The 25,805-nt window shown below is 65.7% G+C and carries 29 protein-coding genes and 1 tRNA gene; 15 read left to right on the top strand and 15 right to left on the bottom strand.

Annotation, left to right across the window (positions count from 1 at the left end; all coding sequences use genetic code 11):
* The first annotated feature begins 18 nt into the window (after positions 1-18).
* Positions 19-396 carry a DUF1428 domain-containing protein gene (locus AC0J5K_RS09000; protein WP_048531613.1) on the top strand — a complete coding sequence of 126 codons (378 nt, stop codon included), beginning with the start codon at positions 19-21 and terminating at the stop codon, positions 394-396.
* 25 nt (positions 397-421) lie between these two features.
* On the opposite strand, the gene AC0J5K_RS09005 is transcribed toward AC0J5K_RS09000, so the two are convergent.
* From AC0J5K_RS09005 to AC0J5K_RS09015, 3 genes are all read right to left on the bottom strand, one after another.
* Positions 422-616: a DUF2783 domain-containing protein gene (locus AC0J5K_RS09005; protein ID WP_420398643.1), complete on the bottom strand. Its 195-nt coding sequence runs from the start codon at positions 614-616 to the stop codon at positions 422-424.
* A gap of 9 nt (positions 617-625) precedes the next feature.
* Entirely contained in the window at positions 626-2,245 is a 1,620-nt protein-coding gene (locus AC0J5K_RS09010; protein ID WP_274565434.1) for an FAD-dependent oxidoreductase, read from the bottom strand.
* An 83-nt stretch (positions 2,246-2,328) separates the two neighbouring features.
* The gene (locus AC0J5K_RS09015) at positions 2,329-3,279 is read right to left on the bottom strand and encodes an MBL fold metallo-hydrolase (protein WP_274565433.1); all 951 of its coding nucleotides are present in this window, start codon (positions 3,277-3,279) and stop codon (positions 2,329-2,331) included.
* 150 nt (positions 3,280-3,429) lie between these two features.
* Here AC0J5K_RS09015 and AC0J5K_RS09020 point away from each other — a divergent pair, with 150 nt between their 5' ends.
* Positions 3,430-3,906: a MarR family winged helix-turn-helix transcriptional regulator gene (locus tag AC0J5K_RS09020; RefSeq protein ID WP_244526437.1), complete on the top strand. Its 477-nt coding sequence runs from the start codon at positions 3,430-3,432 to the stop codon at positions 3,904-3,906.
* 42 nt (positions 3,907-3,948) lie between these two features.
* Complete coding sequence (locus AC0J5K_RS09025; protein WP_274565432.1) at positions 3,949-4,635, top strand: sulfatase-like hydrolase/transferase; 687 nt, start codon at positions 3,949-3,951, stop codon at positions 4,633-4,635.
* A gap of 69 nt (positions 4,636-4,704) precedes the next feature.
* On the opposite strand, the gene AC0J5K_RS09030 is transcribed toward AC0J5K_RS09025, so the two are convergent.
* A tRNA-Leu gene (locus AC0J5K_RS09030) sits at positions 4,705-4,790 on the bottom strand.
* 101 nt (positions 4,791-4,891) lie between these two features.
* Between AC0J5K_RS09030 and AC0J5K_RS09035 the strand changes: the two genes are divergently transcribed.
* Together AC0J5K_RS09035 and AC0J5K_RS09040 are read left to right on the top strand one after the other, a co-directional pair.
* Positions 4,892-5,470 carry a YqaA family protein gene (locus tag AC0J5K_RS09035; protein WP_048531531.1) on the top strand — a complete coding sequence of 193 codons (579 nt, stop codon included), beginning with the start codon at positions 4,892-4,894 and terminating at the stop codon, positions 5,468-5,470.
* A complete protein-coding gene (locus AC0J5K_RS09040) occupies positions 5,470-5,937 on the top strand; it encodes a disulfide bond formation protein B (protein WP_048531529.1) in 468 nt (155 codons plus the stop codon). Before AC0J5K_RS09035 ends, AC0J5K_RS09040 begins: the two co-directional genes overlap by 1 nt.
* A gap of 17 nt (positions 5,938-5,954) precedes the next feature.
* Here the strand turns inward: AC0J5K_RS09040 and AC0J5K_RS09045 are convergent, their stop codons facing one another.
* Positions 5,955-6,380 carry an Lrp/AsnC family transcriptional regulator gene (locus tag AC0J5K_RS09045; protein ID WP_048531527.1) on the bottom strand — a complete coding sequence of 142 codons (426 nt, stop codon included), beginning with the start codon at positions 6,378-6,380 and terminating at the stop codon, positions 5,955-5,957.
* Positions 6,381-6,498: 118 nt separating this feature from the next.
* Between AC0J5K_RS09045 and rocF the strand changes: the two genes are divergently transcribed.
* Both rocF and AC0J5K_RS09055 read left to right on the top strand, forming a co-directional pair.
* A complete protein-coding gene (gene rocF, locus AC0J5K_RS09050) occupies positions 6,499-7,425 on the top strand; it encodes an arginase (RefSeq protein ID WP_074835571.1) in 927 nt (308 codons plus the stop codon).
* Between the two features lie 83 nt (positions 7,426-7,508).
* Positions 7,509-8,501 (top strand): ornithine cyclodeaminase, encoded by a 993-nt coding sequence (locus AC0J5K_RS09055; protein ID WP_473009880.1) that lies wholly within the window; start codon positions 7,509-7,511, stop codon positions 8,499-8,501.
* A 75-nt stretch (positions 8,502-8,576) separates the two neighbouring features.
* Here AC0J5K_RS09055 and AC0J5K_RS09060 read toward each other — a convergent pair whose 3' ends face one another.
* The 7 genes from AC0J5K_RS09060 to purC all read right to left on the bottom strand — a co-directional run bounded on the left by AC0J5K_RS09060 (position 8,577) and on the right by purC (position 15,369).
* Positions 8,577-9,230, bottom strand: coding sequence for an aminotransferase class IV (locus AC0J5K_RS09060; RefSeq protein ID WP_274565430.1), 654 nt, complete (start codon positions 9,228-9,230; stop codon positions 8,577-8,579).
* Positions 9,188-10,309: an aminodeoxychorismate synthase component I gene (locus AC0J5K_RS09065; RefSeq protein WP_274565429.1), complete on the bottom strand. Its 1,122-nt coding sequence runs from the start codon at positions 10,307-10,309 to the stop codon at positions 9,188-9,190. Before AC0J5K_RS09065 ends, AC0J5K_RS09060 begins: the two co-directional genes overlap by 43 nt.
* 54 nt (positions 10,310-10,363) lie before the next feature.
* Entirely contained in the window at positions 10,364-11,701 is a 1,338-nt protein-coding gene (locus tag AC0J5K_RS09070) for a sigma-54-dependent transcriptional regulator (protein WP_048531520.1), read from the bottom strand.
* A 26-nt stretch (positions 11,702-11,727) separates the two neighbouring features.
* Positions 11,728-13,407: a sensor histidine kinase gene (locus AC0J5K_RS09075; RefSeq protein ID WP_244526448.1), complete on the bottom strand. Its 1,680-nt coding sequence runs from the start codon at positions 13,405-13,407 to the stop codon at positions 11,728-11,730.
* Positions 13,408-13,564: 157 nt separating this feature from the next.
* Positions 13,565-14,239 carry a phosphoribosylformylglycinamidine synthase subunit PurQ gene (gene purQ, locus AC0J5K_RS09080; RefSeq protein ID WP_274565428.1) on the bottom strand — a complete coding sequence of 225 codons (675 nt, stop codon included), beginning with the start codon at positions 14,237-14,239 and terminating at the stop codon, positions 13,565-13,567.
* 45 nt (positions 14,240-14,284) lie between these two features.
* Complete coding sequence (gene purS, locus AC0J5K_RS09085) at positions 14,285-14,515, bottom strand: phosphoribosylformylglycinamidine synthase subunit PurS (RefSeq protein ID WP_048531514.1); 231 nt, start codon at positions 14,513-14,515, stop codon at positions 14,285-14,287.
* A 92-nt stretch (positions 14,516-14,607) separates the two neighbouring features.
* The gene (gene purC, locus AC0J5K_RS09090; RefSeq protein ID WP_074835799.1) at positions 14,608-15,369 is read right to left on the bottom strand and encodes a phosphoribosylaminoimidazolesuccinocarboxamide synthase; all 762 of its coding nucleotides are present in this window, start codon (positions 15,367-15,369) and stop codon (positions 14,608-14,610) included.
* A 161-nt stretch (positions 15,370-15,530) separates the two neighbouring features.
* Here purC and AC0J5K_RS09095 point away from each other — a divergent pair, with 161 nt between their 5' ends.
* Positions 15,531-15,845 carry a DUF1476 domain-containing protein gene (locus tag AC0J5K_RS09095; protein ID WP_274565427.1) on the top strand — a complete coding sequence of 105 codons (315 nt, stop codon included), beginning with the start codon at positions 15,531-15,533 and terminating at the stop codon, positions 15,843-15,845.
* Positions 15,846-16,054: 209 nt separating this feature from the next.
* A complete protein-coding gene (gene bmt, locus AC0J5K_RS09100; RefSeq protein ID WP_274565426.1) occupies positions 16,055-17,071 on the top strand; it encodes a betaine--homocysteine S-methyltransferase in 1,017 nt (338 codons plus the stop codon).
* 102 nt (positions 17,072-17,173) lie between these two features.
* Here the strand turns inward: bmt and AC0J5K_RS09105 are convergent, their stop codons facing one another.
* Positions 17,174-18,259 carry a PA0069 family radical SAM protein gene (locus tag AC0J5K_RS09105; protein ID WP_074835563.1) on the bottom strand — a complete coding sequence of 362 codons (1,086 nt, stop codon included), beginning with the start codon at positions 18,257-18,259 and terminating at the stop codon, positions 17,174-17,176.
* 178 nt (positions 18,260-18,437) lie between these two features.
* Between AC0J5K_RS09105 and AC0J5K_RS09110 the strand changes: the two genes are divergently transcribed.
* Both AC0J5K_RS09110 and AC0J5K_RS09115 read left to right on the top strand, forming a co-directional pair.
* The gene (locus AC0J5K_RS09110; protein WP_048531506.1) at positions 18,438-19,139 is read left to right on the top strand and encodes a corrinoid protein; all 702 of its coding nucleotides are present in this window, start codon (positions 18,438-18,440) and stop codon (positions 19,137-19,139) included.
* A complete protein-coding gene (locus AC0J5K_RS09115; protein ID WP_074835562.1) occupies positions 19,136-19,777 on the top strand; it encodes a DUF1638 domain-containing protein in 642 nt (213 codons plus the stop codon). Before AC0J5K_RS09110 ends, AC0J5K_RS09115 begins: the two co-directional genes overlap by 4 nt.
* Before the next feature lie 86 nt (positions 19,778-19,863).
* On the opposite strand, the gene aroB is transcribed toward AC0J5K_RS09115, so the two are convergent.
* Together aroB and AC0J5K_RS09125 are read right to left on the bottom strand one after the other, a co-directional pair.
* A complete protein-coding gene (aroB, locus tag AC0J5K_RS09120; protein WP_074835560.1) occupies positions 19,864-20,976 on the bottom strand; it encodes a 3-dehydroquinate synthase in 1,113 nt (370 codons plus the stop codon).
* Complete coding sequence (locus AC0J5K_RS09125) at positions 20,976-21,521, bottom strand: shikimate kinase (RefSeq protein WP_048531500.1); 546 nt, start codon at positions 21,519-21,521, stop codon at positions 20,976-20,978. The genes aroB and AC0J5K_RS09125 overlap by 1 nt, the downstream gene beginning before the upstream one ends.
* A gap of 143 nt (positions 21,522-21,664) precedes the next feature.
* On the opposite strand from AC0J5K_RS09125, the gene AC0J5K_RS09130 reads away from it, so the two are divergent.
* The 4 genes from AC0J5K_RS09130 (at position 21,665) to AC0J5K_RS09145 (ending at position 25,685) form a co-directional block, all read left to right on the top strand.
* Complete coding sequence (locus tag AC0J5K_RS09130) at positions 21,665-21,814, top strand: hypothetical protein (protein ID WP_170850513.1); 150 nt, start codon at positions 21,665-21,667, stop codon at positions 21,812-21,814.
* Positions 21,804-23,360: a hypothetical protein gene (locus AC0J5K_RS09135; protein ID WP_274565425.1), complete on the top strand. Its 1,557-nt coding sequence runs from the start codon at positions 21,804-21,806 to the stop codon at positions 23,358-23,360. Before AC0J5K_RS09130 ends, AC0J5K_RS09135 begins: the two co-directional genes overlap by 11 nt.
* A 5-nt stretch (positions 23,361-23,365) precedes the next feature.
* The gene (locus AC0J5K_RS09140; protein ID WP_048531496.1) at positions 23,366-24,289 is read left to right on the top strand and encodes a site-specific tyrosine recombinase XerD; all 924 of its coding nucleotides are present in this window, start codon (positions 23,366-23,368) and stop codon (positions 24,287-24,289) included.
* 85 nt (positions 24,290-24,374) lie between these two features.
* A complete protein-coding gene (locus AC0J5K_RS09145) occupies positions 24,375-25,685 on the top strand; it encodes an HlyC/CorC family transporter (RefSeq protein ID WP_048531494.1) in 1,311 nt (436 codons plus the stop codon).
* Positions 25,686-25,805 lie beyond the last annotated feature (120 nt).

The raw sequence follows: 25,805 nt of genomic DNA on the forward strand, positions 1-25,805 counted from the left end.
TTAATGAGGAGAGAGAAAATGAGTTATATCGACGGATTCGTGATCGCGGTGCCCACCGCCAACAAGCAGAAGTTCATCGACCATGCGCAACACGCCGACAGCGTGTTCATCGATCTGGGCGCAATCCGCGTGGTCGAATGCTGGGGTGATGACGTGCCGGAGGGCAAGGTCACCGATTTCCGCGGGGCGGTGAAGGCCGAGCCGGAGGAAACCGTGGTCTTTTCCTGGATCGAATGGCCCGACAAGCCGACCCGCGACCGGGCGATGAAGACCATGACCGAGTGGATGGAGAATCCCGACACCGCCGATCCGCGTATGGACCCGGAAAAGAACCCGATGCCCTTCGACGGCACGCGGTTGATCTATGGCGGGTTCGCCCCGGTGGTCACGCTCTGAACCGCCGGCGCGCGCCGGGGGCCGATCAGCCCTCGGCGGCCAGATCGATTGCCTGGCCCAGCACGTCCGTATCGCCGATATGGTTGCACAGGATCAGCACCAGCCGGGCGTTCAGCGCGTCGCTTTCCGCTTTGCTCCGGCCTTCATGCGCGGCCAGAAGCCTGGCATAGAAGTCATCCGGGTTGGCAATGTTGGGCTCGGTGTTCAGGGCGGTCATCATCGTCTCTCCTCAGGCGCATCCGGTTGCGATCTTCAGGGCGCGCGTCACCTCGGCCGCATCGAACCCTGGCCAGCGCGCGACGACATGTTGATCGGGCCGCATCAGGTAGACCGCCGACGTGGCATCGCCCAGATAGCGCGCCGCCAGATCGGGGTTACCCTTGGCCGAGAGCGCCACGCGGGTCACGGTAATCCCGTCAACCTCCAGGCGCTTGGGCGCCTCGGCATCGATGGTCATTAGCCGGAAGTCGCCCCCCAGCAGCCCCAGCAGCCAGTCATCGCCCACCGGCGCATCGACCATCGGCGCGCCGACGCGGGTGCGCGCGGGGCCGCCGGTCAGGGCGTCGGGGCCGTTCAGTGGCAGCCCGTCATAGACGCAGGGCACCGACAGGCGACCGGAATTCACCAGCGGCCGGGCAAATGGCACCGTCCGCGCTAGCCCCAGCACCGCATCGCGGAATATCTTGCTGATCTCGGATTTCGGGGTGATGAAATCGGTCGAGCGGGTGGAGTTCAGGATGTTTTCGTCGGCCCCGTGCACCCGTTCTTCCGAATAGCTGTCGAGCAGTTTGGCCGGCGCCTTGCCCTGCACCACCAGACCCAGCTTCCAGCCAAGATTGTCGGCGTCCTGCATGCCCGAATTCGCGCCCCGCGCGCCGAAGGGCGAAACCTGATGCGCCGCATCGCCGGCAAAGATCACCGGCCCATGGCGAAAACGCGCCATCCGCTTGCTCTGAAAGGTGTAGATCGAAGACCAGACGATCTCGTAGCGGACCGGGCCGAGAAAGGCATCGAGACGGCGGCGGATGTTGTCCTCCTTCATCTCTTCCTTGCGGTCGATGTCCCAGCCGATCTGGAAATCGACGCGCCAGACACCGTCGGGCTGCTTGTGCAGCAGGGTCGAGGCGCCCTGCCCGTGCGACGGCTCGAACCAGAACCAGCGTTCGGTCGGAAACTCGGTGTCGCCGGTCATGCGGATGTCGGCGATCAGGAAGCTGTCCTGAAAGACCTTACCGGTGAACTCATAGCCCAGCCGGGTGCGCAGTGGCGAATTGGCGCCATCGCAGGCCACCAGCCAATCGGCTTCGAGGCTGTAGGGGCCGTCCGGCGTCATCACCTCCAGCACCACATGATCGTCATGCACCTCGATCCCGTCGACCCGGTTCTTGCCACGCAGCTGGATCGGCGCACCCGCGGCCTGCAATTGCCGCAACCGGTCGACCATGAACCGCTCGAAATAGGGCTGCTGAAGGTTGATGAAGGCCGGATACTTGTGGCCTTCCTCGGGCAAGAGATTGAATTCGAACACCTTCTCATCGCGGTGAAAGACCTTGCCGAGGTTCCAGACCACCCCCTTGTCGATCATCGGCCCGGCACAGCCATAGCGATCGGCAATTTCCAGGCTGCGCTTGGAAAAACAGATCGCGCGGCTGCCCTGGCCGATGCCTTCGTGATCGTCGAGCACCAGCACCGGCACGCCCTGCTGGCCGAGGTCGAGTGCCGTGGCGATGCCCACCGGGCCGCCGCCCACAATCACCACCGGGTGGCGCACCGCGCTTGCCTTGTCCTGATCAGGCGATCTTTCATAGGGATAGATCTTGTGGGCCACGGTGTATCTGTCGTCGAACATGTCTCTCGTCTCCTCCGCAAGAGGTGTCTTGCGGTGCCGCCCGCCGGTCTGTCGGGCATTGCCGGGCGGCACCGCGCTGCCGGTCAGTCTTGCAGCGCTTCCCACATCGCGACGTCGCGCTCGGCGGTCCAGATCCGCGGCGTGTCGATTCCGCGGGCCTCGTCATATGCGCGCGAGACGTTGAACGGCAGGCAATGCTCGTAGATCGCATAGTCCTTGAACTTCGGGTCGCAGGCCTCGCGCACCGCATCCCAGGCGTCCTTGAGGCTGCCGCCCCGGGCCGCGACCTGTTTGGCCGGCAGATAGGTGGACTCGACGAAATCGCGGGTCGAGGCGATGGCGGACTCCACCGCCTCGCGCCCGATCAGCGCAGCGCCACGGCCCGGGGCGATGCTTTGCGGATCATAGGCCTTGACCGCGTCCAGCGTGCCGCCCCAATCCTCGAAATGGCCGTCGCCGCAATAGCAGGCCGAGTGGTCCTCGACGATGTCGCCGGTGAACATGCATTGCGCGTCCGGCACCCAGATCACACTGTCGCCGGCGGTATGGGCGCGGCCGATCTGCTTGATCTCGACCTTGCGGTTGCCGAGGTAGACGGTCATCTGGTCGTTGAAGGTGGTGGTGGGCCAGGTCAGGCCGGGAATGCTCTCATGTCCCTCGAACAGGCGCGGGAAGCGCTGGAATTCGCTGTCCCAGTCCTCTTGCCCGCGTTCCACCACCATGGCGCGGGCCTTGTCGGACATGATGACCTGCTGCGCATCGAAAGCCGAGGCGCCAAGCACCCGAACCGCGTGATAATGCGTCATCACCACATGGGTGATCGGCTTGTCGGTGACCGAGCGCACGCAATCAATCACCTTGTTGGCCAGCCGCGGCGTGGCCTGGGCCTCGACGATCATCACGCTGTCGTCGCCGATGATCACACCCGAGTTCGGATCGCCCTCGGCGGTAAAGGCAAAGAGCCCCTCGCCGATCTCGGTAAAGGAAATCTCCTTTTCGCTGGTGTCGCCCTGGGACGCGAATGCCTTGGCCATGTCTCTCTCCTTGAACCTCTGGTCTGCCGATGTCGTGCCGGAACCATGCCCGGGTGAATCGTTGCAGTCGAAACAAATTCTTTATCGTTGCAATCGAAACGAATGTCAATATCATTGCACATGAAACAACCCTGAAGTTGGACCATGGCCATGGAGTCTTTTGACCTTTCGACCTTTCTTCCCTACCGCCTCGCCATCCTGTCCGAGCGGATCAGCCGGCGTCTGGCATTGGAATATGGTCGATCGCACGGCATTTCGGTGCCGGAATGGCGCGTGCTTGTGCATCTGGCGCGCAGCAAGCAGGCCTCGGTCCGCGAGATCCACAGCTATGCCAATCTCGAGAAACCCAGGGTCAGCCGCACCGTGGCGAAACTTCAGGCCGCGGGGATGGTGCGCAAGGTCACCGGCAAGCAGGACAGCCGCCTGGTCGAGATCTCGCTGACCGAGAAAGGCCAGACCGTGCTGGGGGAAATCCTGCCGGCCGCGCTGGAGTTCGAAGACCGGCTGGTTCAGGCGCTGAGCGCGGAAGAGCATGCCATGTGCATCGAGATCGCCGAAAAGCTGCACGCCGTTCTGGACGACGACCCGCTGGCGCCGATGCGGTCGCAACTGGACACGCCCGACTGACCGGCTGCGCCCGGTCAGCCCTGTTCCACATATGACGCGCCGATGGTGCGCGCCGCGGAAAAGGCCGATCCGCATCCGGTCGATGGCGCCTTCATGCAGGAACGGATGTCGCAGGCGTACTGCGACGACACCGCCCGGACCCGGGTGCTGACCGCCTGTATGGGCCTCATCAAGCAGCGCGACGACCAGATCGGCCGGCTGATGGCCTTTGTCGAGGATCAGGGCATCGCCGATGACACGATGATCATCTTCACCTCGGACCATGGCAATTATCTCGGCGATCACTCGCTGGGCGAGAAAGAGCTGGTTCACGCCGCCTCGGCGCGCGGGCCGCTGATCATCGTGGCCCCCAGCCCCGAGGCCGATAGATTTTTTTGGCGGCGCCGCGGTGCCGCATATCCTCGAAGGCCACGCCTTGCAGCCGAACACGCCCGGCTGACGATGATCTTTGACAGCCGGTGGAAATACATCTTTGCCGAAGGCGTCCGGCCGATGCTTCTCGATCTCGAGACCGATCCCGACGAGCTTGCCGCTCTGAGCGGCGATCCGGCCCATGCGCAGGTGCTGGTGCGGCTCGAAAGCATGTTCTTCGACCGGTCCCGGCGCAATTCGCAACGCCAGCCTTGGCGAGGCCAAGGCCGGTATCCTGATCGGATACCGCAACCAGAAAGAGTTGCGCGCGGTGCTGGATCCCGAAGCCGGGACCGCCCCCCCCGGATGACATCCTGATCTGCCGGAGCGAATAGCCGCAAAACGCGCGGCATTCGCGGCCGCGGCACCGGATTGACTGGAATGAGATGGTACCCAAGGTCGGACTCGAACCGACAAGGCCGCTAAGCCGGGGGATTTTGAATCCCCTGCGTCTACCATTCCGCCACTTGGGCACGCTCCCCTCGCATATCGCCCCGCGCGGCGGGCGTCCAGAGGGGAAATCGCGGTTTTGTGGGCTCTTGACCCGGCCCGCGCCGCATGCTCTGAGGCTGGCATGCTGCACAGGCTTTATACCCGCACCCTGGCCATGGCCGAACATCCGAATGCCCTCTGGGTGCTCGCCGTCGTGTCCTTTGTGGAAAGTTCGGTCTTTCCGATACCGCCGGATGTGCTGATGATTCCGATGATCATCGCACGGCCGTCGCGGGCCTGGCTGATCGCGTTGGTGGCGCTGGTGTCTTCGGTGCTGGGCGGGCTTCTGGGCTATGCCATCGGCGCCTTTTTCTACGAGGCGCTGGGCCAGCCGATCCTCGAGGCGCTGGGCAAGGGCGACGCCATGGCGGCCTTCAACACCCGGTTCAACGATTTCGGCTTCTGGGCGGTGCTGATTGCCGGGATCACGCCGTTTCCCTACAAGGTCATCACCATCATGTCGGGCTGGACCGGCATGCCCCTGATGACCTTCCTCGTCACTTCGGTCATCGCCCGCGGCATCCGCTTCTTCCTGGTCGCCGGGCTGCTCTATTTCTGCGGCGCTCCGATCCGCGATTTCATCGAACGGCGGCTGGGTCTCGCGCTCAGCGCCTTCATGGTCACCCTGATCGGTGGCTTCGTCCTAGTGAGGTATCTCTGATGACCCGCACTTCGCTTGTTCTGCTCGCCGCCGGCGGCTCGTTCCTGCTTCTGGCCGGGGCCTTCCTGTTTCAGGCGCTGGGCTGGGCGCCCTGCGCCATGTGCCTCTGGCAGCGCTGGCCGCATGCCGCCGCCGTCCTGATCGGCGCCTTGGCGCTGGCCCTGCCCGGCCGCCTGCTGCCGCTTCTGGGGGCGCTGGCGGCGGCAACCACCGCCGGGATCGCCGTCTTTCACAGCGGCGTCGAGCGCAAGTGGTGGCAAGGCCCGGCAAGCTGCACCGGCAGCGGCGAAGACCTTGGCAGCCTCACCGGCGGCGATCTGCTGCCGGGCGGTTCAGAGGCGCCGGCGCTGGTGCTCTGCGACAGCTTCACGCCCTTCCTGTTCGGCCTGACCATGGCCAATTGGAACGCCTTGTTCTCGGCGCTGCTGGTTCTGGTCTGGCTCAAGGCGGCGCGCGCCGCCGCCTGACCATCGGACCGGCCGCCTCAGCCGGATTTGCGCGTCGAAAGCAGCAGGCTGGTCTCTGACCGGGCCACGCCGTCGAACCGGCGAATCTGCGCCAGCACCGCATCGAAAGCCTCGAGCGTCTCGGTGCCGATTTCGGCGATCACGTCCCAGCGGCCATTGGTGGAATGCAATGCCCGCACCTCGGCCAGCCCCTGAAGCTGGCGCAGGATGCGGTCGGTGCCGCGCCCCTCGATGCCGATCATCATCAGTCCGCGCACCGGGTCGCGCGCCGCATCCCCCTTGAGCACCACGGTAAAGCCGAGGATCTCGCCGCGGGCCTGAAGCCGCTCGATCCGGGCGCGCACGGTGGTACGCGACAGCCCGAGACGCGCCGCCAGATCAGAGAGCGAGGCCCGGGCGTCATGACGCAACGCCGCGATGAGCCGCTGATCGGTTACATCCATTTCGGTCAATTCTCCCTTCGATCTGTCAAATCAACCCCCGAACCGGTCAGTTTGAGCGCTGCACTCCGTCCGTTCTATCCGTCATAGTGTCTGTGGATCAAGTCACCGGGAGCGATGGATGAAACCGAAAACCTGTCTTTTGATCGGCGCGCCAATGGACAGCGGCAAACGCCGCGACGGCTGTCTCATGGGGCCGGATGCCTATCGCACCGCCGGCCTGGCGCGGGCGCTGCGCGATCTGGGCCTCAAGGTGGTGGACGACGGCAACCTGACACCGGCCAGCCACAGCCCCGACGATGCCAGCGGCCGGCTGCACAGGCCGCAGGAAACCATCGCCTGGACCTATCGGCTGATCCGCGAGGCGGAACAGGCGATGGCGCGCGGGCTGCCGATCTTTCTCGGCGGCGATCACGCGATCTCGCTCGGCACCGTGCCGGGCGTGGCGGCGCATGCCGCCTCGAAAGGCCGGCCGCAATTCGTGCTCTGGCTCGATGCGCACAGCGATTTCCACACTGCCGAGACCACCACTTCGGGCAATCTCCATGGCACGCCGCTGGCCTATGCCACCGGCCGCAAGGGCTTTCCCGGCTTTCCCAAGGTGACCGCGCCGGTGCCGGAAGAGAACATCTGCATTATCGGGCTGCGCTCGGTCGATCCGGCGGAGCGCGCGATGCTGCAAGACAGCGGCATCCATTACCACGACATGCGCGAGATCGACGAGACCGGCATCGCCACGCCGCTTTCGGCCTTTCTGAGCCGGGTCGAGGCGGCCGATGGCGCGCTGCATGTCTCGCTCGACGTGGATTTCCTCGATCCCTCGATCGCGCCGGCGGTGGGCACCACAGTGCCCGGCGGCGCGACGATCCGCGAAGGCCATCTGGCGATGGAACTGATCTGTGACAGCGGCCGAATGACCTCGATGGACATGGTCGAACTCAACCCCTTTCTCGACGAACGCGGCCGCACCGCCCAGGCGATGGTCGACCTGGCCGCCTCGGCGTTGGGCCGGCGCGTCTTTGACCGGCCGACCCGGTCCTACATCTGATGGAGACCCCCGTGAAACCGCTGAAACCCGCCGAACTCGCGCCGTCGGACAAGGCGCTGGTGCCCTTTGTCTCGGTCGATCACATGATGCGGCTGATCCACCATATCGGCGTCGAGCCGATGCTGCGCGACCTGGCCGGCTATATCGAGGCCGATTTCCGCCGCTGGGAGCTCTTCGACAAGACGCCGCGCGTCGCCTCGCATTCCGAGGTCGGGGTGATCGAGCTGATGCCGACCTCGGACGGCGAGGCCTATGGCTTCAAATACGTCAACGGCCATCCCAAGAATACCAAAGAGGGGCTGCAAACCGTCACCGCATTCGGTTTGCTGGCCGATGTCTATACCGGCTATCCGGTGCTTCTGACCGAGATGACGCTGCTGACCGCCATGCGTACGGCCGCGACTTCGGCGATGGCGGCGAAATACCTGGCGCCCAAGGGCGCCCACTGCATGGCGATGATCGGCAATGGCGCCCAGGCGGAATTTCAGACCCTGGCGATGAAGGCGCTGCTGGGCATCGACAGCGTGCGGCTTTACGACATCGACAGCCGGGCCACCGAGAAGGTGGCGCGCAATCTGGCGGGACACGGGCTGACCATTGTCTGCTGCGACACGGCGGAAGAGACGATCGAGGGGGCGCAGATCCTGACCACCTGCACCGCCGACAAGCAGAATGCCACCATCCTGACCGACAACATGGTCGGCGCCGGGGTGCATATCAACGCCATCGGCGGCGATTGCCCGGGCAAGACCGAGCTGCACCGCGACATCGTCGCGCGGGCCGAGATGTTCGTGGAATATCCCGAACAGACCCGGATCGAGGGGGAATTGCAGCAGATGCCGGAGGACCATCCGTTCACCGAGCTCTGGCAGGTGGTCAGCGGCAGCGCGCCGGGGCGCCGCGATGCCCAGCAGGTGACGCTGTTCGACAGTGTCGGCTTTGCCATCGAGGATTTCTCGGCCCTGCGTTTCGTGCGCGACCGGATCCGGGGCACGGAATATTACGCCGATCTCGACCTGCTGGCCGATCCCGACGATCCGCGGGATCTCTTCGGCATGCTGATGCGGTCGGTCTGAGGGCCGGCGCTTGGGGGCGCTGCCCCCGCCCGGCTGCGCCGGCCTCCCCCGAGGGTATTTTCGGCAAGAGGAAGATCAGCCGGGCCAGGCGGTCAGGGCGGACACCTCGATCACGCCCCGCAGGGCGTTGCAGAGGCGGATGCGCGGGGCGGCACGGAGATCGGCCTCGGTGATGCCGGCGACGCGCAGGCCACCGCCGGCAAGCAGCTCGGCGCGCATCACCCCGGGCAGCACGCCGTCGGAGAGTGGCGGGGTGAACCAGACGCCCTGCCCGGCATCGATCATCAGGTTGGTGATCGTGCCTTCGCAGACCCGTCCGCCCTGATTGAGGAAGATCGCCTCGTCGAGATGCTGCGGCAACAGCGCGCGGGTGCGGTCGTAGAGCGCGCGGTTGCTGGATTTGACCGCGCGCCAGGGATCGGCGCTGTCGAGCCGGTCGGGGGCGATGGCAATGCGCCAGCCTGCGGCCGGCGCCGGCGCGGGGGCAAGGCTCCTTTCCAGCCGGCCGGTGGCGTCGAGGGTCAGCCGGAGGCGCATGGGCGCCGCTTCGGGTATCGCGTCAAGTTTGGCGTCGAATGCCTTGGGATCAAACGGATATCCCAGCGCCTTTGCGGCCAGGCACATGCGGTCGCGGTGGCGCTTGGCCAGGACGACGCCCTGGCCAGGCTGCCAGAGCATGGTCTCGATCAGACGGGTTCCGGCAGGGGCGTCGCGAAACGGCTTTTCCACAGGGCTTCCTCGTATTCCAGCTCGGCACGGCTGTCCCAGACCAGACCGCCGCCGACATTGAGCACCGCCTGGCCATCTTCGACCAGCAGCGTGCGGATCGCCACGTTGAACTCGGCCCGCCCGTCCGGCGCCGCCCAGCCGATGGCGCCGCAATAGATCTCGCGCGGGGTCTCTTCCAGCGCGCGGATGATCTCCATGGCGCGGATCTTCGGCGCGCCGGTGATCGAGCCGCAGGGAAAGAGCGCCCGGAAGATATCGGCCAGCGTGACCTCGGGGCGGAGCTGCGCCTCGATCTGGCTGACCATCTGGTGCAGGGTCGCATAGGTCTCGATCTTGAACAGCTCGGGCACCGCGACCGTCCCAGGCTCTGCCAGCCGCGACAGGTCGTTGCGCAGGAGGTCCACGATCATCAGATTTTCGGCCAGGGTCTTTTCGTCGCCGGTCAGCGCGTTGCGCAGCGCGCGGTCCTGCGCCGGCGTGGCGCCGCGCGGCGCCGTGCCTTTCATCGGCCGGGTGGCGATGCGGCCCGAGGCGTCGGTGCGAAAGAACAGCTCGGGCGAGCGCGACAGCACCGCGGGCCGGCCGGGATCGAGGATCAGCGCGCCATGGGCCACCGGCTGTCGGGCGCAGAGCGCGGCATAAAGCGCCGCAGGGTCACCCCGGGCCTCGCCGCGCAGCGGGAAGGTCAGGTTGGCCTGATAGATATCGCCGGCGCCGATCCAGTCATGCACCTTGCCAAAGGCGCCGGCATATCGCGCCGCCGGCCAATCCGGGCGCACCGGCGCCAGCCTGGCGACACCCTCGGGCAAGGCGCGCGCCGGCGCCGGCGCGGTGAAGGCACCAAAGGACAAGAGCGGCATGCGCCGACCAGCGGGCATCAGCCCGGCAAGCCGGGGCTCGAGCGCATAACCCAGCTCGTAGCTGGCAAAGCCCGCCAGCCACAACCCCTGGCTCTGCGCCGCCGCGAGGGCATCAAACGCAGCCGGCACATCGGCGGCCTGCCAGGCGTCGATCCGCGTTACGGGCCGGGCGAACTCGGCCCCGGCCCCCATCGGCCCCCGATCAAATCTGATCTGCATCGCTTGTCCCCGGTCGTCCCGTCTCACCCGTGGAAAACCACGTTCCGGCCCCGGTCAGCCGAGGTAATCCGACCTTTGCAGGCCATATTTGGCCATTTTCTCGTTCAATGTCCGCCGCGGCAGGCACAATTCGTCCATCACGCTGGAAATCGAGCCCTTGTGGCGCCGCATGGTATTGTCGATCAGCATGCGCTCGAAGGCTTCGACATATTCCTTGAGCGGCTTGCCTTCGGTGGTCATCACCGGCTGCATTTCCTCGTGGTCGCTCATCAGCAGCGAGGCGATGGTGCCGGAGCCGCGGCGCGATTGCAGCACCGCGCGCTCGGCCATGTTGATCAGCTGGCGCACATTGCCCGGCCAGGGCGCCTGCAAGAGCTGCGCCGCCTCCTGGGCCGAAACCTCGGGCGTTTCGCAGCCGTATTCATCGGCAAATTGCTCGCTGAGCCGGGTAAAGAGCGTCAGGATATCCTCGCCCCGCTGGCGCAGCGGCGGCACGGTGATCCTGAGCGCCGCCAGACGATAGAACAGGTTCGGCTTGATCGCATCCTCGGGCGTGCGGTTCTGCTCCTGCATGTTGCAGATTGCCACGATGCGGGTTTCGGCCGGGGTGCCCTGTTCATTGATCGCATTCAGCAACCGCGCCTGATTGGCCTCGGAGAGCGACTCGATATCCTCGAGCACCAGGGTGCCGCCGCGGGCCTCTTCGATCGCCGGCAACCGCGCCTCGTCGGGCTGAACCGGGCCGAACAGCCGTTGCGCCAGCGCCTCGTCCTCATAGGCGGCACAGCTCACCAGCACGAATTTCTTACCAGCGCGCGAGCCCACCGCATGCAAAGCATGGGCCACCAGGGTCTTGCCGGTGCCTGTTTCGCCATCGATCAGCACATGGCCGTCGGCCTGACCCAGATCGAGGATGTCTTCGCGCAGCCGCTCCATCACCGGGCTGGCGCCGATCAGCTTTCTCATCAACTGGCCGCCGTCGGAGAGCTCGCGCCGCAGCTGCCGGTTGTCGAGCGTCAGCCGGCGGGCATTCACCGCCTTTTTCGCCAACTGGCTCATCTGGTCGGGCTGGAACGGCTTTTCCAGGAAATCGAAGGCCCCGAGGCGCATGGCCTCGACCGCCATCGGCACGTCGCCGTGACCGGTGATCATGATCACCGGCAGCGCGCTGTCGGTCGACATCAGCCGTTTCAGAAATTGCATGCCGTCCATGCCGGGCATGCGGATATCGCTGATCACGATGCCGGGATAATCCGGCGTCAGCGCCTTCAGAGCCTCTTCGGCGCTGGCAAATGTCTCGGTGTCATAGCCCGAAAGTGCCAGCCATTGGCCGATTGACTGGCGCATGTCCTGTTCATCATCGACAATCGCGATCTTCATGAGCTTGGCCATGGTCTTACGCCCTTACCTTCATATTGCTACTCCGCGGCCTGATGGTCCGCGGCTTCGTTCAGGATCGGCAGCTGCATCTCGAACACAGCCCCACTGTCTTCGCCGTTGCGCGCGGTCAGCCGTCCGCCCAGATCGCTGACGATCCCGGAAGAGATCGCCAATCCAAGCCCCACGCCTTCGCCCGGCTGCTTGGTGGTATAGAACGGTTCGAACAGCGCATCGAGATCCTCGATCCCGTGACCGTTGTCGCGCACGGACAGAGTCGCGGTCTCGCCGCCCGACAGGATCACCTCGATCTGGGGATCCCGCAGTCCCTTGGTGGCATCTAATGCGTTTCGCAGAAGATTCACCATCACCTGTTCCACCCGCACCCGATCGGCCATCACCCGCACCGGCTGCGGCGGCAGAACCCGGGTCAGGTTGACGTGCCGCTGCTTGAGCTGCGGCTCCATCATCGCCAGCGCCGAGGACAGCGAATCCCCCATATCGACCGGGCTCAGCATCTCTCCGCCCTTGCGGGCATAGCTTTTGAGCTGCCGGGTGATCGCGCCCATCCGGTCGAGCAGGTCGTCAACGCGGGCAAAAGACGACAGAGCCTCGTCAGGACGGTTGCGGTTGATCAGCAGCCGCGCGCCGGCCAGATAGGTCTTCATCGCCGCCAGCGGCTGGTTCAATTCGTGGCTGACCGCCGCCGACATCTCGCCAAGCGCCGCCAGTTTCGAGCTCTGCGCCAGCGTCTGCTCGGCCACGGCGAGGGTCTTTTGCACCCGTTCACGCTCGGCGATCTCACGCTGAAGGCGGGTGTTAAGTGCGCGCAATTCCGCCGATTCCCGCTGGAACAGAGCCATGCGCACCGCCGTCTTGCGGCTGAGGAAATAGAAGGCCAGCGCAAAGAGCATGGCAAATCCCATGATCTCGAGCGCCAGAACGGCGTTCACCTTCTCGCGCACCGAGGCATAAGGCGTGAAGCTGACGATCCGCCAGCCGCGAAAGGCGATCCGGGCCTCCATCCGCATCACCGCCTCGCCCTTGAGATAGGCATCGGCCGGCACATGGGTCCAGTCCGAGGTGGCGCGGATGGCGCGTTCGATGGCGCTGTCGGCCGGCTCGCGGCGCAGCGCATCGGCCTCGGTCAGCCCGCGCCAGCGCGGCTCGGTGGCCAGAATGATCACCCCTTCGCTGTCGGTCACCAGCACCGCATCGGCGATCCCCACCCAGGCACGCTCGAATTTTTGCAGATCGACCTCGACGACGATCACGCCGATCAGCTCGCCATTGCTCTCGATCCTCCGGCTGTAGGCAAAGCGAAAGCCTCCGGCCTCGCGCGGCAGGGTCGAGAACACTGTCGAGTTCGAGCGCAGCGCGCCGATGAAATAGGGTTCCTGCCGGTGGGTCGACCCGAGGATATTGCGGTCGGTCGCGGCCACCGCGCGGCCGCCGCTGTCGAGCAGCATCAGCGAGGCGGCGCCGATCTCGTCGACAAAGGAAATCAGCCGCTGGGTGGATTGCGAGTAATCGGCGGAATTCAGCGCCCCGATCAGCGCCGGGTCGCGCGCCAGCAGCTGTGGCACGATGGAATTTCGGCGCAGTTCCGACAGCACGTTGCCGGAATAGAGCGCCAGCCGAAGCTCGGCCCGGTTGCGGGTGGTTTCGGTGAAGCGGTCGCTCAGCAGACGGTTGGTGAACCAGACCGTCGCCACCGCCATCAGCAGAAGTGAGAACAGCGCAAGCCGCACGCGCCATGACAGCGGTCCGCTGCGGCGCAACAACCGTTCGCCCGGACGGGCGCTTCTGCGGCATTCAGGTTTCATCGCCCGACTCTACGCCGCCGAAGCCGCCCGCTCAAGCAACAGACCTGCGACCTCAGGCAAGGACACGCTCAAGCGCCGTGGCCAGCGCATCGAACACCGGCTTGCCATCGGTGTTGCCATGCGCATCCTCGGCGGCGCGTTCGGGATGCGGCATCATGCCCAGCACCCGGCGGTTCTCCGACAGGATGCCGGCGATGTCGCGCGCCGAGCCGTTCGGATTGCGACCGTAGCGAAAGGCCACGCGGTCGTCCGCTTCGAGCCGGTCGAGCGTCGCGTCATCGGCAAAGTAATTGCCATCGTGATGGGCGATCGGGATCAGGATTTCCTGCCCCTTTTCATAGCCTTGCGTAAAGACGCTGTCCTCGGTCCCCACCACCAGCGGCACCGTGCGGCAGATGTACTTGAGACCGGCATTGCGCAGCAGCGCGCCGGGCAGCAGGCCGGTTTCGCTCAGCACCTGAAAGCCGTTGCAGACCCCAAGCACATAGCCGCCCGCCTCGGCGTGCTGTTTCAGCTCGCGGCAGATCGGCGAATTGGCGGCAATCGCGCCGCAGCGCAGGTAGTCACCATAGGAAAACCCGCCCGGCACGCCGACGATATCGACCCCCTCGGGCAGCGCGTGATCCTTGTGCCAGATCATCGAAACGTCGAAACCCGCCGCCTCGAAGGCCTTGGCCATGTCGCGATCACAATTCGATCCGGGAAAGACGAGGACTGCGGCTTTCATGTGGACACTCCTGAAAAACTCTTGGCTTTCAATGGCTCACGCCACTTACTGCATCTCGATCTGGTAGCTTTCGATCACCGTGTTGGCGAGCAGCTTCTCGCACATCTCGGCGACCTGTGCCTCGGTTGTGCCCGCCGCCAGCTCGAGGTCGATCACCTTGCCCTGGCGCACACCTTCGACACCGTCAAAGCCCAGCGCGCCAAGCGCATGGCGCACCGCCTCGCCCTGAGGGTCCAGCACACCGGTTTTCAACATCACATGCACTCGTGCTTTCATGCCGTTCGTCCTTGTCACGCCCCGGGGCGTCCCACCCCAAGGGTCTTCTTCTCTTTTCAAATACGCAATTCTGCCGCAAGACCGAGGCGCATTCAGTTGATAAGTTTCGGCTTTTCCATAGGAGTCGCCTGGCGCGGCATGACCCCCAGACGGGTCGCCACCTCGGTATAGGCGTCAGTCAGATTGCCCAGATCGCGGCGGAAGACGTCCTTGTCCAGCTTCTTGCCGGTTTCGATATCCCACAGCCGGCAGCTGTCGGGGCTGATCTCGTCGGCGACAATCAGGCGCTGGAAATCGCCTTCATAGACCCGGCCGATCTCGATCTTGAAGTCGACCAGCTTGATGCCGACGCCATACATCAGCCCGGACAGATAATCGTTGACCCGCAATGCCAGGCTCAGGATGTCGTCCATGTCCTGCGGGCTGGCCCAGCCAAAGGCGGCGATATGCTCTTCGGTGACCAGCGGATCGCCCAGCTTGTCGTCCTTGTAGCAATATTCCACGATCGGACGCGGCAGCCGGGTGCCCTCTTCGATGCCCAGACGCTGGCTCATCGAACCGGCGGCAAAGTTGCGCACGATCACCTCGAGCGGCACGATCTCGCAGGCCTTGACCAGCTGCTCGCGCATATTGAGACGTTTGATGAAGTGGGTCGGCACGCCGATCTCGTTCAGACCGGTCATGAAGAACTCGCTCAGGCGGTTGTTGAGCACGCCCTTGCCGTCGACCACATCCTTTTTCTGCGCGTTGAAGGCGGTGGCATCGTCCTTGAAGTATTGCACGATGGTGCCCGGTTCGGGGCCTTCATACAGAATCTTGGCCTTGCCTTCGTAAATCTTCTTGCGACGCGCCATCTCGCAGCCTTTCATGTCTTGCGCGGCTCAGGGCCGAGTCCCGCCGCGCGTGCGCCCTCTTACGCCATGCTCCGCATTGTCGCAAGCGGACCTCACCTCTTGCGGCGAAGGCCGAGGGGCGGCATATCTGAATGACGAATACGGCACCAGAGGACCTGCCCATGACAACTTTCGACGACCGCGAGCGCGCATTCGAGAACATGTACGCGCATGACGAGGAAATGAAATTCAAGGCCGAGGCCCGCCGCAACAAGCTGGTCGGACTCTGGGCGGCCGCTCTGCTGGGAAAATCCGGTGACGAGGCCAATGCCTATGCGCTCGACGTGGTAAGGGCGGATTTCGAGGAAATCGGCCATGAAGACGTGGTGCGCAAGGTGGCGGCCGATCTCGAAGGCAAGGCCGATGAGGCCGAAATCCGCGCCAAGATGGCGGAAATGCTGATCGAGGCCAAAGGCCAGATCGTCAAGGAATCCTGAGCCCGGTTCCATGGTTTCCAACGGGCCGCCCCGCCATCGGGGCCGCCCGCCCCCGGCGGTGGCCCCGAGATTGCGGCCGCGCGGCGCGACGCCGGCCCGGATCGGCCGACACCGCGCCAACCTCATAAAGATCATGCACATTATGAATTTGCGCACAGGTGCCGGCTGTGTCATCTGCCGCGAGACATCAAGACAGGAAGGCCCTCTCCATGACCGACGCGCTGAGCAAACTGCTGCAAGACCGCGACTGGCTGCTCGCTGACGGCGCGACCGGCACCAACCTGTTCAACATGGGGCTGATGTCGGGTGATGCGCCCGAGCTGTGGAACGTCGACGAGCCCGAAAAGATCCGAGCGCTCTATCGCGGCGCGGTCGAGGCCGGGTCCGACATCTTCCTGACCAACAGCTTCGGCGGCAATGCCTCGCGGCTGAAACTGCACGAGGCCCAGGACCGGGTGAGTGAGCTCAACCGCATCGCCGCCGAACTCGGTCGCGAGGTGGCCGATGCCGCCGGCCGCCCGATTGTCGTCGCGGGCTCGGTCGGGCCCACCGGTGACATCATGGAACCTGTCGGCACGCTCAGCCACGCCGAGGCGGTCGAGATGTTTCACGAACAGGCCGAGGGGCTCAAGGCCGGGGGCGCCGATGTGCTCTGGGTCGAGACGATTTCCGCGCCCGAGGAGTTTCGCGCCGCCGCCGAGGCCTTTGCCCTGGCCGGCATGCCCTGGTGCGGCACCATGAGCTTTGACACCGCCGGGCGCACGATGATGGGCGTCACCGCCTCCGACATGGTGCAGCTGGCCCAGAGCCTGCCCAATCCGCCGCTGGCCTTCGGCGCCAATTGCGGCACCGGCGCCTCGGACCTCCTGCGCACCACGCTGAGCTTTGCCGCCCAGGGCCCCGACCTGCCGCTGATCGCCAAGGGCAACGCCGGCATTCCGAAATATGTCGACGGCCACATTCAATATGACGGCACGCCCGAGCTGATGGGCGATTACGCGGTCATGGCGCGCGATGCCGGCGCCTCGATCATCGGCGGCTGCTGCGGCACCATGCCGGAGCACCTGCGCGCCATGCGCGCGGCGCTGGAATCCCGCCCCAAGGGTCCGCGCCCGACGCTGGACCAGATCGTTTCGTCGATCGGCGGATTCAGCTCGGAAAGCGACGGCTCCGGCGAGAACGCGGTCGAGGCGCCCAGCCGCAACCGGCGGCGCCGGCGCGGCTGAGCCCGCCCGGGCCCCGGCCCGGCCCCTTTCATCACCAACCTTGGATCGGCCACACCCATGGCATGCCTTCCCCGTGCAAACAGCGGTCTCCCGGCACCGGGCTCAGAACAGCGAGAGCTGGTCGCCGGCCTGCCCGGGGCGGGCAAAGAGATCGCAGCACAGCGGCGAAACCTTTCGGTCGAGGCCCAGCGCCCGCGCCTGGCGCCGGAAACGGGCGGCGATGATCTCGGCATAGGCGCCCTCGCCACGCATCCTGTGGCCCCAGCGGGCGTCGTAATCCTTGCCGCCGTGCATCTCGCGCAGCCGCGCCATGACGCGGGCGGCGCGGTCGGGGTAATGTTCGGCCAGCCAGGCCTGCCAGAGCGGCGAGACCTCGCGCGGCAGCCGCAGCATGATCCAGCTCGCCGCATCGGCGCCGGCCTCCGCCCCAGCCTCGAGGATGGCCTCGAGCTCGGGATCGGTGAGCGCGGGCACCACCGGCGAGACCATGAGCCGCACCGGGATGCCGGCCTCGGTCAGCCTTCGGATGGTGGCAAAGCGGCGCTTGGGCGCCGGCGCCCGCGGCTCCATCTTTCGCGACAGCGTGGCATCGAGCGATGTCACCGACAGGCCGACCCGCGCCAGGCCTTTCGCGGCCATCGGCGCCAGGATGTCGATGTCGCGCTCGACCAGCGTGCCCTTGGTGACGATCGCCACCGGATGATTGCAATCGGCCAAGACCCCGAGACAGGCGCGCATCAACCCGCGGTCACGCTCAAGCGGTTGATAAGGGTCGGTATTGGTGCCGATCGCCAGCGGCGCCACCTGATAGCGCGGCGCCCGCAACTCGCGCCGCAGCACCGCCGCCGCATTGGGCCGCGCCACCAACCGGGTCTCGAAATCCAGCCCGGGCGACAGGCCCAGATAGGCATGGCTGGGCCGGGCGAAACAATAGATGCAGCCGTGCTCGCATCCCCGATAGGGGTTGATCGACCGGTCGAAGGGCAGATCCGGCGACCGGTTGTAGGTGATCAGGCTGCGCGCCTGTTCCTCGCGCACCTCGGTGCGCAGCACCGGCAGATCCTCCTCGATCTCCCAGCCGTCATGCGTGCCCACCCACGCATGGCGCTCGAACCGCCCGGTCTGGTTGCGGCTGGCGCCGCGTCCGGGGCGCTGGCGCGGGTCGATCTCGCAAGGCAAATCATCCATGGCCGCAGATTAGAACGAACGCGGAACATTTGCAATTCGCCGCTACAGGCGCGCGCCGCGGCCGCGGCATGCGTCGGTGACAGGACCGTCGATGTCGCAATCCGCCAACTTGGCCTGCGGCAATCTGGCCATAGCTGGAAAAAACCGGGCCCATATGCCCAAGCAAGGGAATCACGCAATGTCTGACGAAGAAGACGACATCATCCTTTCCGAACTGGACGACGAAGAACTTGTCCAGCAGATGCATGACGATCTTTACGACGGTCTCAAGGAAGAGATCGAGGAAGGCGTGAACATCCTGCTGGAGCGCGGCTGGCAGCCTTACGAGGTGCTGACCACGGCTCTGGTCGGTGGCATGACGATTGTCGGCAAGGACTTTCGCGACGGGATTCTCTTTGTGCCAGAGGTACTTCTGGCCGCCAATGCGATGAAGGGCGGCATGGCCATCCTCAAGCCGCTGCTGGCCGAGACCGGCGCGCCGCGCATGGGCAAGATGGTGATCGGCACGGTCAAGGGTGACATCCACGACATCGGCAAGAACCTTGTATCGATGATGATGGAGGGCGCCGGCTTCGAGGTGGTCGATCTGGGCATCAACAACCCGGTCGAAAGCTACATCGAGGCGGCCAAGGCCGAGGGCGCCGACATCCTCGGCATGTCGGCCCTGCTGACCACGACGATGCCCTACATGAAGGTGGTGATCGACACGATGGTCGAAATGGGCATCCGCGACGATTACATCGTTCTGGTCGGCGGCGCGCCGCTGAACGAGGAGTTCGGCAAGGCGATCGGCGCCGATGCCTATTGCCGCGATGCCGCTGTCGCGGTGGAAACCGCCAAGTCGCTGGTCTCGCGCCGTCACAACCAGATGGCCGGGTGACCGCGCGGCCGCTCAATGACACGACCCTGACCGAGGCCGGCCTCGCGCCCCGCGGTCAGGGCCGCATCCTGCTGATCGCCTGCGGCGCCCTGGCGCGCGAGATCCTCGATCTGAAGGCGGTCAACGGCTGGGATCATCTCGATCTCGCCTGCCTGCCCGCCAAGCTGCACAACACGCCGGACAAGATCACCGATGCGGTGCGCGCCGCCGTCGCCAAACACCGGGCGCAGTATGACCGGCTTTTCGTGGTCTATGCCGATTGCGGCACCGGCGGCCAGTTGCAGGCGGCCTGCGAGGAGATGGGGGTCGAGATGGTGCCCGGCCCGCATTGCTACAGCTTCTTCGAGGGCAATGCCGCCTTTGCCGAACGCGAAGAATTCACCGCCTTCTACCTGACCGATTTCCTGGTGCGCCAGTTCGACGCCTTTGTCTGGCAGCCCCTGGGCCTCGACCGCCACCCCGAGCTGCTGAACATGTATTTCGGCAATTACGACAAGCTGGTGTATCAGGCCCAGACCGACGATCCGGTGCTGACCGAAAAGGCCCGCGCCTGTGCGGAACGGCTGGGTCTGGCCTTCGAGCGCCGGTTGACCGGGTATGGCGATCTGGCGACGACGTTGGGCGGAATTTCGCGGTAGGGCCTGGGCAGCGTGTTTTCAGGGCGTCATCCTCGGGCCTGACCCGAGGGAGACGGTGCAGAAATCGCCCCGGGGAAACGGTCCCCTCAGCGGTCCGCCAATCCATCCCGCAGTACGGAGAGCACCGCATCGCCGGGTACGTCCGTGGCCACGAAGGCCTCGCCGATGCCGCGCGCCAGAATGAACCGCAGCTCGCCGTCCACCACCTTTTTGTCCTGCCCCATCAGGTCGAGCAGCGCCTCGGCCGAGGGCAGGTCGCCAGGGATATCCTTGAGGTCGCATTTCATCCCCATCGCCTTGATATGCGCCCGCACCCGGCTCGGGTCTTCCTGCGCACAGAGCCCCAGCCGCGACGACAGCTCGAAGGCCAGCGCGCAGCCCACCGCCACGCCCTCGCCGTGCAACAGCCGGTCGGAATAGCCGGTCGCCGCCTCGAGCGCATGGCAAAAGGTATGCCCGAGGTTCAAAAGCGCCCGATCACCCTGCTCGGTTTCGTCGCGCACCACGATCTCGGCCTTCATCTCGCAAGAGCGGCGCACGGCGTGGATCCGCGCGCTCTCGTCGCCGGTCGCCAGAGCCGGGCCGTTCACTTCCAGCCAGTCGAAGAAATGCGGATCGCCGAGCAGCCCGTATTTCACCACCTCGCCATAACCGGCGAGGAAATCGCGCTCCGGCAGGCTGTGCAGCACATCGGTGTCGGCCAGCACCAACGACGGTTGGTGAAATGCGCCGATCAGGTTTTTGCCCTGCGGCGCATTGATCCCGGTCTTGCCGCCGACCGAACTGTCGACCTGCGCCAGCAGCGATGTCGGCACCTGGATGAACCGCACCCCCCGCCGCAGCACGGCCGCGGCAAAGCCGGCGAGATCGCCGATCACCCCGCCGCCGAGCGCCACCACCACATCGCGGCGCTCGATCTTCTGATCGAGCAGCCATTCCACCGCGCGGGAAAACTGTGGCCAGGCCTTGGTGCCCTCGCCCGGAGGCAGCGCCAACGCCACCATCTCGACGCCTTCGGCGGCAAGCCCGGCGCGCAGCGCTTCGAGATGCGCCGCCGCGACGTTCTCGTCGGTCAGCACCGCCACCCGGGGCCGCGCCAGGAACGGCAGGAACTCTTCGCCGGCGCGGGCCAGCAGCCCGCCGCCGATACGGATGTCATAGGCGCGGTCGCCAAGGGGCACATGGACCGTTTCGCGCATCACAGCTTCTCCAACACGTCGGGGCGCGCCTCGAGCTCTTCGATCACCCGGCGCGCCATCTGGTCGATCGAATAGGATTTATCGGCCGTCACATGCACCTCGGCCTTGGCATATTCCGGCACCCGCTTGTCAAATAGCGTTTTCAGCGTCGCGAAGGGATCGGCGGTGCGCAGCAACGGCCGGGTGTCCTTGTGCCGGACCCGGCTCCACAGCAGGTCGAGATCGGCATCAAGCCAGACCGCCACGCCCTTGTCGGCGATCATCTCGCGGTTGGTGCCCGACAGGAAAGCGCCGCCGCCGGTCGAGAGCACGCAGCGCTCGGTTTCCAGCAGCCGGCCGATCACCTCGGTCTCGCGGGCACGAAAGAACGGCTCGCCGTCGCGGGCAAAGATCTCGGCAATGCTCATATGCGCCGCCTCGACGATCTCGGCATCGGAGTCGAGGAAGGACACACCCAGCTTTTGCGCCAGGGCCCGGCCGACGGCCGTCTTGCCGGCCCCCATCATGCCGACCATCACTATGGTCTTCTTCACCTGCCACTGCATGATCTTGCCGATTTCGGTCTCAACTGCTCAAAAGTTTGTATCTTGGACGTGAATGACGTGAACTTGCAAAAAAGGCCAGATATAAGAGGAAAAAAACCACCCCAATGCGGGTATGATGAAGAGCAAGGCAGAGGCAGCACCCGATGGGCCGATTGATCAAATACCTCTTTTATCTGGCGGTTCTGGCAGGGATCGCGCTTGTGGGCTATGCCTACATCGGGCCGTTTTTCGGCGCCGATTTTTCGCCGCCCGCCGAAGAGATTCGCAAACCGGTGGTGCTTGATGCGGGCTGACGGCGCTTTTCTTGCCGTGCTGCTGCATGTCGCGATGGCCGCGCCGCTGGCCGCGCAGGATCCGCTGTCGGCGATCGACTGGCTCGACCAGCAGCCGCAGGAAGACACCGATTTCGGGCTGGTGCCCGATGCCGCGGCGCTGGCACCGCAAAAGCAGGAGCCGCCGGTCACACGGGACGCCAGCCGCCCCGAGGTCAGCGTTCGGCCGCTGGATGCGCCCAGCGTCGATGCGGTGGGCCTCCTGCCGCCGCATGTCACCGGCTTTCCGCAGACGCTCTGGCAGGCCAGCGACACCGCGCAGCTTGCCGATCTGCTGATCGCGCAGAACGTCGATGGCCAGCCGGCGATGCAATCGCTGCTTTTTGCGCTGCTGCTGGCCGAGGCGCTGCCGCCCGAGCCGGCCGACGGCGGCTTTCTGCTGGCCCGGATCGATCGGCTGATCGCCATGGGGGCGATTGCCCAGGCGGCCGAGCTGCTTGCGCTGACCGATGCCAAATCGGATCCGGCGCTGTTTGCCCGGGTGCTTGACCTGTCGTTGCTGGCCGGGCCCGGCGTCGCTGCCTGCGAAGTGCTCGCCGGGCAGCCGAATCTCGCCCCCGGCACCGATTACCGGGTCTATTGCCTGGCCCAGACCGGCAATTGGGATCTGGCGCTGACCACGCTGACCACGGCCGAGGCCCTGGGCGACATCCCCGCGACAAAGGTCAACCTCCTGCTCGGCTTTCTCGATCCCGAACTGGCCGGAGAGCTTGCCGTACCGCCGCCCTCGCTGCGCATGAGCCCGCTGGAATACCGCCTGTACGAGGCGCTTGGCGAACCGGTGCCGACGCATACCCTGCCGCGCGCCTTCGCCAATGCCGACCTGCCCGGCGACAGCGGCTGGAAGGCGCAGATCGAGGCGGCGGAACGTCTGGTCCGCGCCGGCGCGATCTCCGAACAGCGGCTGTTCGCCTTCTATGTCGCCAACCAGCCCTCGGCCTCGGGCGGGGTCTGGGACCGGGCGGCGGCCGTGCAACGCTTCGAGCGGGCGTTGGACGGCGGCGATCCCGAAGAGATCGACAATGCGCTGCGCCAGGTCTGGACGGTGATGGCCGAAGTCGGGCTGTCGACGGCCTTTGCCAAGGCCTATGGCGCCCGGCTGGCCGAGGTCGACCTCGCCGGCACAGGGGCCAGCCTGCAAATGCAGGCGGCGCTGCTCTCGCCCGAATACGAACGTCTGTCACGACGGCTCGAGCCGCGCGGCCTGAGCCAGGAATTCGCCGTGGCGCTGGCCCAGGGCACGCCGGAAGCGGCCACCGCCCCCGACCCCCACGCCCGTGCCATTGCCGAGGGCTTCGTCAATCCGCCGCCACCGCATCTTCAGGCGCTGCTCAACGGCGGGCGTCTGGGCGAGGTGATCCTGCGCGCCATGTCGCTGGCCTATCAGGGCCATCTCGGCGATGACGCGGCGCTCTCCGAGGCGCTGGCCACCTTCCGCGCCGTCGGACTCGAGGACACCGCCCGGCGCGCCGCGCTTCAGTCGCTGCTGCTGACCGCCGAGGGCTGACACCGATGGACGACGCCCATATATCCGCCTTTCTCGAAGCCCAAGCCGCCGAGCTTGGGGCCGCGCACAATACGCTTCTGGCTTATGGCCGCGACCTGCGCGATGTCGCCGACTGGCTCGCCGCCAAGGACCGGAGCTTCGAGACCGCCGCGCGCGCCGACATCGAAAACTATCTGGTGCATTGCGAGGCGCAGGGGCTGGCCCGCGCGACCCGGGCGCGCCGGCTCTCCGCGATCAAGCAGCTTTATCGCTTCGGCTTCGAGGAAGGCTGGCGGATGGACAACCCGGCGATCCAGATCGCCGGGCCCGGCAAGGAGAAGCGCCTGCCCAAGACGCTGTCGGTGGATGATGTCGAGCAGTTGTTGCAGGCCGCCGAGCGCCATGGCCGCACGGCCGCCGACCGCGCCCGCAACCTCTGCCTGATGCAGGTGCTTTATGCCACCGGCCTTCGGGTGACCGAGCTTGTCTCGCTGCCGGTGGCGGCGGTGCGCGGCGATCCGCGGCTGATCCTGGTGCGCGGCAAGGGCGGCAAGGAACGCATGGTGCCGCTGTCACCGCCGGCGCGCGAGGCGCTGACCGCCTGGCTGGCGATCCGCGATGCCGCCGAGGAGGAGGCGCGGCTCAAGGGCAAGCCCGCCTCGCCCTTCCTCTTTCCCTCGCGCGGCAAGGCCGGCCATCTGACGCGGCATTGGTTCTTCAACCTTATCAAGGCGCTGGCCGTCGATGCTGGCCTGACGCCCGCGGATGTCACCCCGCATACCCTGCGCCATGCCTTTGCCACCCATCTGTTGCAGAACGGCGCCGATCTGCGGGCGATCCAGACGCTTCTGGGCCATGCCGATGTCGCCACCACCGAGATCTACACGCATGTGCTGGAAGAGCGCCTGCGCGAACTGGTGCTGGAGCATCATCCGCTGGCGCGCGAGTGAGATCACCCACCCACCCTGTCATCGCCTTGATCACCGGCCCGTTCCGCCGCATAACCCGGCGCAGTTCAAATGAAAGTCAGACGTAATGGACCCCTCGCCCAGCCTGCTTGACGGCGCCTTCTGGATCACCTCTGCGGCCATCCTGCTGCTCCTTGTCCTCTCCGGCTTCTTCTCCGGCTCGGAAACCGCGCTCACCGCCGCCTCGCGCGGCAAGCTGCGGGCACAGGCCGACAAGGGCAACCGCGGTGCCGACCGGGCGCTGACGATCACCGAAGACAACGAGCGGCTGATCGGTTCGGTGCTGCTGGGCAACAACCTGGTCAATATCCTGGCCACCTCGCTGGCCACGGCGCTGTTCACCCGGCTGTTCGGCGAAAGCGGCGTGGCGCTGGCCACGCTGATCATGACGCTGCTGGTGCTGATCTTTGCCGAGGTGCTGCCCAAGACCTTTGCCATCACCAATGCCGAACGCGCCGCAGCCTTCGTCGCCGCGCCGATCGCCCTTGTGATCCGCGTCTTCGCCCCGGTGGTCGGCGCCGTGCGCATCCTGGTGCGCGGCATTCTCAGCCTGTTCGGCGTCAAGACCGACCCCGACAGCCATATCCTTGCCGTGCGCGAGGAAATTGCCGGCGCGCTGCATCTGGGCCATTCCGAAGGCGTGGTGGAAAAGGAAGACCGCGACCGCATCCTGGGCGCACTCGATCTTTCAGAGCGCACGGTGGAAGAGATCATGCTGCACCGCTCCGGCATCGAGATGATCGACGCCGACACCCCGCCGCGCGAGATCCTGACGCAATGCCTGGAGAGCCGGCACACCCGGTTGCCGGTGTTCAAGAACGACCCCGAGAACATCATCGGCGTGATCCACGCCAAGGACCTTCTGCGCGCCATGAACAAGCTGGTGGATGGCAGCGAGGACCAGACCGGCGTGCTCGAAGCCTTTGACATCACCTCGATCGCGATGAAGCCCTATTTCGTGCCCGACACCACCTCGCTCGACGATCAGATGCGGCAGTTCCTGCGCCGCCGCACCCATTTTGCGCTGGTGGTCGATGAATATGGCTCGCTCGAGGGGTTGATCACGCTCGAGGACATTCTCGAAGAGATCGTCGGCGAGATCACCGACGAATTCGACCCCGATGCCGAACATTCGGTGCGTCGCGGCGAGGATGGCCACTACCATGTCGACGGCGCGATGACGATCCGCGACCTCAACCGCGCCACCGACTGGAACCTGCCCGACGAGGCTGCCAATACCGTCGCCGGGCTGGTCATCCACGAGGCCCAGATCATTCCGGCGGTGGGCCAGGTGTTTTCGTTTCACGGCTTTCGCTTCGAGGTGACCGGGCGCAAGGACAACCGCGTGACCCGGCTCAAGATCCGGCCACTGGCCTGACGGGGCGCCATCGCGGATCGGCCGCCCCGCGCCATGTCTCAGCTCCGCAGGCCGGTATATTTCCCCTTTCTTCACAACCATAAAGCAGCGTGAGCCCGCTCACATTCATCTTTTCTTATC

It is taken from the genome of Marinovum sp. E3 (assembly GCF_055755275.1).